Origin of the sequence: Flavobacterium shii (assembly GCF_025847235.1) — a bacterium.
Classification (GTDB): domain Bacteria; phylum Bacteroidota; class Bacteroidia; order Flavobacteriales; family Flavobacteriaceae; genus Flavobacterium; species Flavobacterium shii.
In genome coordinates this window covers 159,265-165,906 of record NZ_JAOZEW010000013.1, presented here as the reverse complement: position 1 = coordinate 165,906, position 6,642 = coordinate 159,265, and the positions used below count along the sequence as shown (strand labels likewise).

9 protein-coding genes are annotated in these 6,642 nt (G+C 33.1%); 3 read left to right on the top strand and 6 right to left on the bottom strand.

Annotation, left to right across the window (positions count from 1 at the left end; genetic code table 11):
• Positions 1–14: 14 nt before the first annotated feature.
• From OIU83_RS13470 to OIU83_RS13455, 4 genes are all read right to left on the bottom strand, one after another.
• Entirely contained in the window at positions 15–761 is a 747-nt protein-coding gene (locus OIU83_RS13470; RefSeq protein WP_264206785.1) for a hypothetical protein, read from the bottom strand.
• A gap of 156 nt (positions 762–917) precedes the next feature.
• Complete coding sequence (gene mqo / locus OIU83_RS13465) at positions 918–2,522, bottom strand: malate dehydrogenase (quinone) (RefSeq protein ID WP_264206784.1); 1,605 nt, start codon at positions 2,520–2,522, stop codon at positions 918–920.
• Positions 2,519–2,773 carry a hypothetical protein gene (locus tag OIU83_RS13460; protein ID WP_264206783.1) on the bottom strand — a complete coding sequence of 85 codons (255 nt, stop codon included), beginning with the start codon at positions 2,771–2,773 and terminating at the stop codon, positions 2,519–2,521. The genes mqo and OIU83_RS13460 overlap by 4 nt, the downstream gene beginning before the upstream one ends.
• Positions 2,774–3,094: 321 nt before the next feature.
• On the bottom strand, positions 3,095–3,463 hold the full coding sequence (locus OIU83_RS13455) for a winged helix-turn-helix transcriptional regulator (protein ID WP_264206782.1): 369 nt from the start codon (positions 3,461–3,463) through the stop codon (positions 3,095–3,097).
• 163 nt (positions 3,464–3,626) lie between these two features.
• Between OIU83_RS13455 and OIU83_RS13450 the strand changes: the two genes are divergently transcribed.
• Positions 3,627–4,157 carry an NAD(P)H-dependent oxidoreductase gene (locus OIU83_RS13450; RefSeq protein WP_264206781.1) on the top strand — a complete coding sequence of 177 codons (531 nt, stop codon included), beginning with the start codon at positions 3,627–3,629 and terminating at the stop codon, positions 4,155–4,157.
• A gap of 100 nt (positions 4,158–4,257) precedes the next feature.
• Here OIU83_RS13450 and OIU83_RS13445 read toward each other — a convergent pair whose 3' ends face one another.
• Positions 4,258–4,743 (bottom strand): MarR family winged helix-turn-helix transcriptional regulator, encoded by a 486-nt coding sequence (locus OIU83_RS13445; RefSeq protein ID WP_264206780.1) that lies wholly within the window; start codon positions 4,741–4,743, stop codon positions 4,258–4,260.
• Positions 4,740–5,234 carry a GNAT family N-acetyltransferase gene (locus OIU83_RS13440; protein ID WP_264206779.1) on the bottom strand — a complete coding sequence of 165 codons (495 nt, stop codon included), beginning with the start codon at positions 5,232–5,234 and terminating at the stop codon, positions 4,740–4,742. Before OIU83_RS13440 ends, OIU83_RS13445 begins: the two co-directional genes overlap by 4 nt.
• A 283-nt stretch (positions 5,235–5,517) precedes the next feature.
• Here OIU83_RS13440 and OIU83_RS13435 point away from each other — a divergent pair, with 283 nt between their 5' ends.
• Positions 5,518–5,652, top strand: coding sequence for a hypothetical protein (locus OIU83_RS13435; protein ID WP_264206778.1), 135 nt, complete (start codon positions 5,518–5,520; stop codon positions 5,650–5,652).
• A 75-nt stretch (positions 5,653–5,727) separates the two neighbouring features.
• Complete coding sequence (locus OIU83_RS13430; protein WP_264206777.1) at positions 5,728–6,642, top strand: urea transporter; 915 nt, start codon at positions 5,728–5,730, stop codon at positions 6,640–6,642.

Below are 6,642 nucleotides of genomic sequence, written 5' to 3'. Positions count from 1 at the left end.
GTTAATCTCTCGCATTATTTCATTTGCAAACAATAATTACAACGGTAGCGAATACTTTTATATGGAACTCCTTTATAGATTCCGGGTGTTGAATCAACCCAGTCTTCTCTTATTATATAAAGACCTTTCATGGTCGACATAAAAAAAGCTTCTCCTTTTTTATCAACAGATAATTCTCTTTCCCAATTTTCGGGATTTAAAACTCTTAGTTTCGTTTTATTTGCTGCTGGAACACCATTCTGAAAAGCTTTTACATTAACCAACTTATCTATTGAATACACGCTAATATCCAAAAACTGCATTGGTAATTCGAATTTCTTATTAGCTACATCTCCTACATTATACGAAGCTGCCAAATAATCTATCGGAAGTATATTATCCCCTCCAGATTTGGAACGATCTACTACAGGATGTTTATCATTTATTCCTAAAATTCTATAAACACCATCTTTGTCCGGCACAAATATTCCTTCCCAACAATCGGCTTTGGGAGTAATTACAATATCGGTGCGTTTGCCTTTAGCATCAATAACAAAAACTTTGAAATCACCTATAAGTGCATGTTCTGTACCCGATTGACGATGACGCACACCATATTCATCTACATTCCCATAAATTACCTGAATAATAACGGGTTCATTTTTCTTTTCGGATCCCTTTATTTCCATCCAATAAGCACTGGCATGTCCAAATAAAGGAAAACTAAATATAGCTAATAAAACATATAATAATCTGTTATTTAAAAGACGCGTTGATTTCATTTTTCTAAACTGATATTTTCATTAAATAATTTATACAAATATACCTTTTATGATACTTTAAAGCATGGAGAATCTTTACTTGTATTAAGCTTGGAGCAAAAAAATATCCATACACTTTTTACAATGTATGGATATCTAATTTATAATCTAAAAAAATTATGGAGTATTCGATTTTGGTGCAACTGTTGGTGCAACTATATGAATCTCTTTCCATACGATTCCCAATTTCTCACAATTATTTTTTCTTATTTCATTTGCCAGAGGAATATTGTCCGAAAGCTTTTGACCGTACGACGGAATCATTTCCTTAATTTTCTCTTGCCACACTGCTGTCTTAAGTTCATTTTTAAAACATTTTTCTATAACTTTTAGCATAATAGAGACTGATGTAGAAGCTCCTGGAGAAGCACCAAGTAAAGCTGCAACACTACCATCTGAAGCTGTCACAACCTCTGTTCCAAATTGTAGAATTCCTCTTTGTGTCGTATTATCTATTTTTATAACCTGAACCCTCTGCCCGGCAATCTTAAGATCCCAATCTTCCATTTTGGCTTTTGGAAAATACTCCCGTAAAGAAGCCAAACGTTGTTCGGGGGTTAATACCACTTGTTCTACCAAATATTTTGTTAGCGGCACATTATCAAGTCCAGCTTCGAGCATTGGACGGATATTATAGAAATTAAAAGATGCTGGTAAGTCTGCCCAAGTTCCGTTTTTAAGAAACTTCGATGAAAATCCTGCAAAAGGGCCAAATAGCAACTCTTTCTTTCCGTTAATAACTCGCGTATCCAAGTGTGGAACCGACATAGGAGGTGATCCTACCGAAGCCATGCCATATACTTTGGCTTGATGCTGTGCAATTATTTCCGGATTATTACACACCAGCCACTCCCCGCTTACCGGAAAACCTCCATATCCTTTTGCTTCGGGAATATGTGTTTTTTCTAATAACGGAAGTGTTGCTCCACCGGCACCAATAAAAACAAACTTAGCATTTATCGTTTTGGTCTCATCGGTTTTTAAATCTTTTACATAAACCTTCCAAGTACCATCTTTATTCCTTTTAAAATTAGTTACCTCATGGTTTACTTCCAGTCTCATTTTACCGGATTTTACCAGATTTGAAGTTAATTCATTCGTAAGTGCTCCATAATTAACATCTGTTCCAATATCAATTTTGGTTGCAGCCACTTTTTGTGAAGGATCTCTCCCATTTATTACAAGCGGAATCCACTTACCAATTTGCTTCTGATCATCCGAAAATTCCATTCCTGTAAAAAGTGGTTCTTTCTGAAGTGCCAAAAATCTTTTCTTCAAATATTTGACATTATCTTCTCCAATAACAAAACTCATATGAGGCGTTGGATTAATAAATGTTTTGGGAGGACCTATTTTATTTGCACCTACCAGATATGACCAAAACTCTTTGGAAATCTCAAAAGACTCATTTATCTCAACTGCTTTATGAGTATCAATAGTTCCATCTTTTAATTCGGGTGTATAGTTGAGTTCACACAATGCCGAATGCCCCGTTCCGGCATTATTCCAAGCTGCCGAACTTTCCTTTCCAACAGAATCAAGTCTTTCGTATGTAACAATAGATAATTTAGGTTCGAGTTCTTTGAGCATATTTGCCAAAGTCACACTCATAATTCCACCACCAACCATAACTACATCAACCGTTTCGCTTTCGCTACTTTTCTTATCAGTGCATGAACCCAATGTCAGGGCGCATAACAAACAGATTAAGCCCTTTTTCATTTGCTACTGATTTCGATTAAGATGCTTATGATTTTTGAAAAAGCAAACAAAAACAGGAATACTATAAATCCAGCTAAAAAAGTAAAAGCCGGTAAAATCCAACCACCAATTCCTCTTGGAGTTGCAATAAGATATATTGTTCCTATCAAGGTTCCTAGTCCAATAACAAAAGCCAAAAATGAGAATATTGATGCCAGCGTTTTTAGCGTTTTTTGCTGCTTTACAATGTTAGAAGAAATAGATGTAGTCATAATTATTACGTTATAAGTTATTAATAATAAGTTACTTAATTCTACATAAAGATAAAAAAAATATCGTTAATACTAAAAATCAGACATAATAATGATTTTTAGATTTCTTGCTAAATATCTAGTGTTCCGTTTCAGTTTTCAGTATTCGGTTAAAAAAAGGTTACTTAAATCTGTTTAATCTACATGTAAAACACTTCAAGCTTGTCTTTTATACTTCGCTCAGAATGAACAAGCTTCTGTTTAAATCTGAGGTATTTTTTTTCACTTCTTTAAATCTTGTTTCTCAAAGTCTTGCTTCTTTAAGTCTTGCCTTTCCAATCCTTACACTTCTACCTCTAAACTTTCGTTTTCTAATATCGTTTTTAACTCAGGTGCAAAACTCAATCCCCACTTATCAATTGCATCAATTAAAGGTAAAAGAGATTCTCCAGTTCCGGTAAGATAATATTCTACTCGCAGCGGAATTTCTGTATAAACAGTTTTACTCAAAAGTCCATGCATTTCCAGCTCTCTTAATTGGTTTTGTAATACACGTTTACTTATACCACTGATTTCTTTAACCAAATCTTTAGGGCGTTTTATACCTTTAGAAATTTCATCCAATAAACAAAATTTCCACTTAGAACCTACCACTTCCATTGCAACAGCAAGACCGCAATTATAATCTATCGGAATTTTTCGTTGATACATATCTTTAGTTTCATTTGTTAATTTACAAAAGTAAAGATAAAATGAAAGGTTTACCCCAATTTCCTATGATGATTAATTTATCACTACATGATTAATTCGTCCCTTATTGATTAATCCCTCAATGTGTTTGATCTTTGCAGTAGCAAAATTTAAAAAAAGCAACATGAAAACTTTAGTAATTATTATACATCCCGATTTAAAGAATTCGATTATAAACAAACGTTGGATTGAAGAATTAAATAAACACCCCGAAAAGTATCACATACATGGTTTACACAACTTGTATCCAGATGAAAAGATTGATGTTGAGAAAGAAAAACAACTTCTGGAAGCACATGATAAAATTATATTCCAATTCCCTTTTTACTGGTTTAATTGTCCACCATTATTCAAGAAATGGTTGGATGAAGTATTAACATACGGATGGGCATACGGATCAAAAAGTGGGTATAAACTAAGCAATAAGAAAATTGCCTTAGGAATAGCTGCAGGAATTAATAAAGAAGACTACAGTACAGCGGGCAGATACAAATACACACTGGAGCAATTAACGGCTCCATTCGAAATTACTTTTGATTACGTAAAAGCTGATTATAAACCGTTATTCGCCTTTTATGGTGCTGAATATAATGCCACGCCAGAAAGAATAGAAAAAAGCGCACAAGATTATATTTCTTTTATAGAAAATTTATAAAATCATAATTTAACCTCTTGTTAGACGCACTGCAGTGCGTCTCTCCCTTTATATTGTAATTGCACAATATATTACGCAAAAGAAATTATCACAAAAGAAATTATGATTTACTCTCTTTTAATTGCAAGGCTCTTTGCAAAAAACTTTGATTAGCAATTTTGTTTTCGGCTTCATTTATAGCTTTGAGCAAGTTATTTTTATTATCTGTAATCTCGTTGAGTACCTCTGCGATAATATCCCAGACTGGTTTCATCTTTAAAATAAGCTCATGCCCTTTTGCGGTAAGCATTATTAAACGTTTACGCTCATCTTCCTTATCTTTCTTGGAGCGAACAAGTTTTTGTTTCTCTAATTCTTTTAATAAACTAATCGTAGATGGATGTGTATAACCTATCTCATTGGCAATCTCGACTACACTCAGGACTTCTTTATGATAAAGCGTATAAATAACCGGAAACCATTTGGGCTCAAAATCAATATTATATGATTTATATACTAAAGCTCCCTCTTTACGCAATTGTTCGCTAAGGCGTTGTAGTCTTGTGGATAGTGCCAAAATACCCGATTCGTCTATTATATTCTTCATATCTGGCTTAAGGTTAAATGACAAAACACATTATCGGCTCCCATTACAGGGAATTTTTCAGGAAGAGCATCTTTATCTATTTTGACAAAATTATTCCTTTCGTAAAAACGTAAAGCTGCTTCTAATATCGATACTGTTCCCAAATATAAATCAAGTATATCATTTTCTTTGCTAAAAGCAATTAAAGTATCCAAAAGTTGTTGCGCAATAAATAACTCTTTGCCTCTATATTCCTTTTTTACAAACATCTTTCTTATCGCTCCCTCTCTATCATCGTATTTCACCAATGCTATGGTGCCTACTAATTCTCCATCTATAAAAGCGCCCCAAAAACAACCTCCCTTTTCATGATAAAAACTTTTTATTTCAAGAAGATCGGGCTGGTCTTCTAAAGTTATAGGTACATTAAATTCCTTTTGCTGGATATTTAAGATTAAATCAACTACTGCATTCGAATAGTCATTTTCAATAGGTACAATTACAGTTTTCATAGCTTAAAAATTTACAATTCAAAACTACGTAGTTAAATACGTAAAACAAAATTATTTTAAAAAAATATAACATTTATAAAATTACAAGTAGGCATTTGGAATCATAGAATAAAGAAACTAGCAAAGTAACGCCTTCCGTACTATTTGCAATTTTTGTTATGGGACCAAGCGAACCATTGATTCCTTTACTTTACTTTACTTTACTTTTCGGGAACACATCGATCCATAACCGAAACCACTGTGTTGGTTAGTGTTTTTTTTTGCAATATCAACTGTTGCCACCATGTCGCTTATGGTAATCTTAAGTCGTTATGGATATAATCTCATCAAAACAGAAAAACTAGAACGATATTCCAATGCTATAGGAGGTTTTGTAATTACAACTTGTGCTTTTGGAATGGTCTTTTTAGACTGGTAAATCATTATAATCTTCTTATAAATAACTATATTTATAACAAACAAAAAAGCTTTAAACTTCAATAAAAAGAAAAAAATGAATAAAATAATAGAACAAAAATTTCCTCTTGTTAATGAAGTTCTTAAAGGTATTGGACAAATAATGCTTCAGGAAAATATTTATACAGGCATATTTTTTACCATTGGTGTTTTCTTAGGGTCTACACCAATGGGTGTTGCTATACTTCTTGCTTCTTTAACAGGTACGCTTACCGCCAAGGCTTTAAAATATGATAAAGACGAAATTAGTATGGGGTTGTATGGATTCAGTCCTGCCTTAGTAGGTGTTTGTTTGATTTTTTTATTCAAAAACGAAGTCCTTATCTGGCTACTTGTTATTTTGGGAGCTAGTGCTGCTGCAATGCTTCAACATTTTTTTATCAAAAGAAAAATCCCGGTTTATACTTTTCCTTTTATTTTTGTTACCTGGGTATTAGTAACTCTACTTCATCAGTTTACAAATATTCCTCCTTCTGAATCTTTTATGAAGGTTCCAGATTTATCCAATATTGATAGCTTCACTTCTCAAGTCAATGGCTTTGGAGAAGTTATGTTTCAAGCAAATATTTGGGCAGGATTATTATTTTTTATTGGAGTTTATATCAATTCACCCATAGCTGCATTATATGGTTTGCTTGGTTCTGCCATTAGTTCTGCTCTGTCTTTTCATGGAAATGAACCAATTAATGAAATTCACATGGGATTATTTAGTTTTAATGCCGTATTGTGTGCCATAGCTTATGCAGGAAATAAAAAAATAGATGGAGTTTTCGTCCTAATTTCAGTTGTAATTTGCGTCTTCATAAATATCGGACTAGTAAATGCTGAAATTGGAATTCTTCAAAATGCGGGTGGTGCTTTTACTTTACCTTTTGTTTTAGCAACTTGTTTGGTTTTACCTCTTAAAAATTATATTTCCAAAAGCGAATATTTCACTAAACTGAGTGTTTGA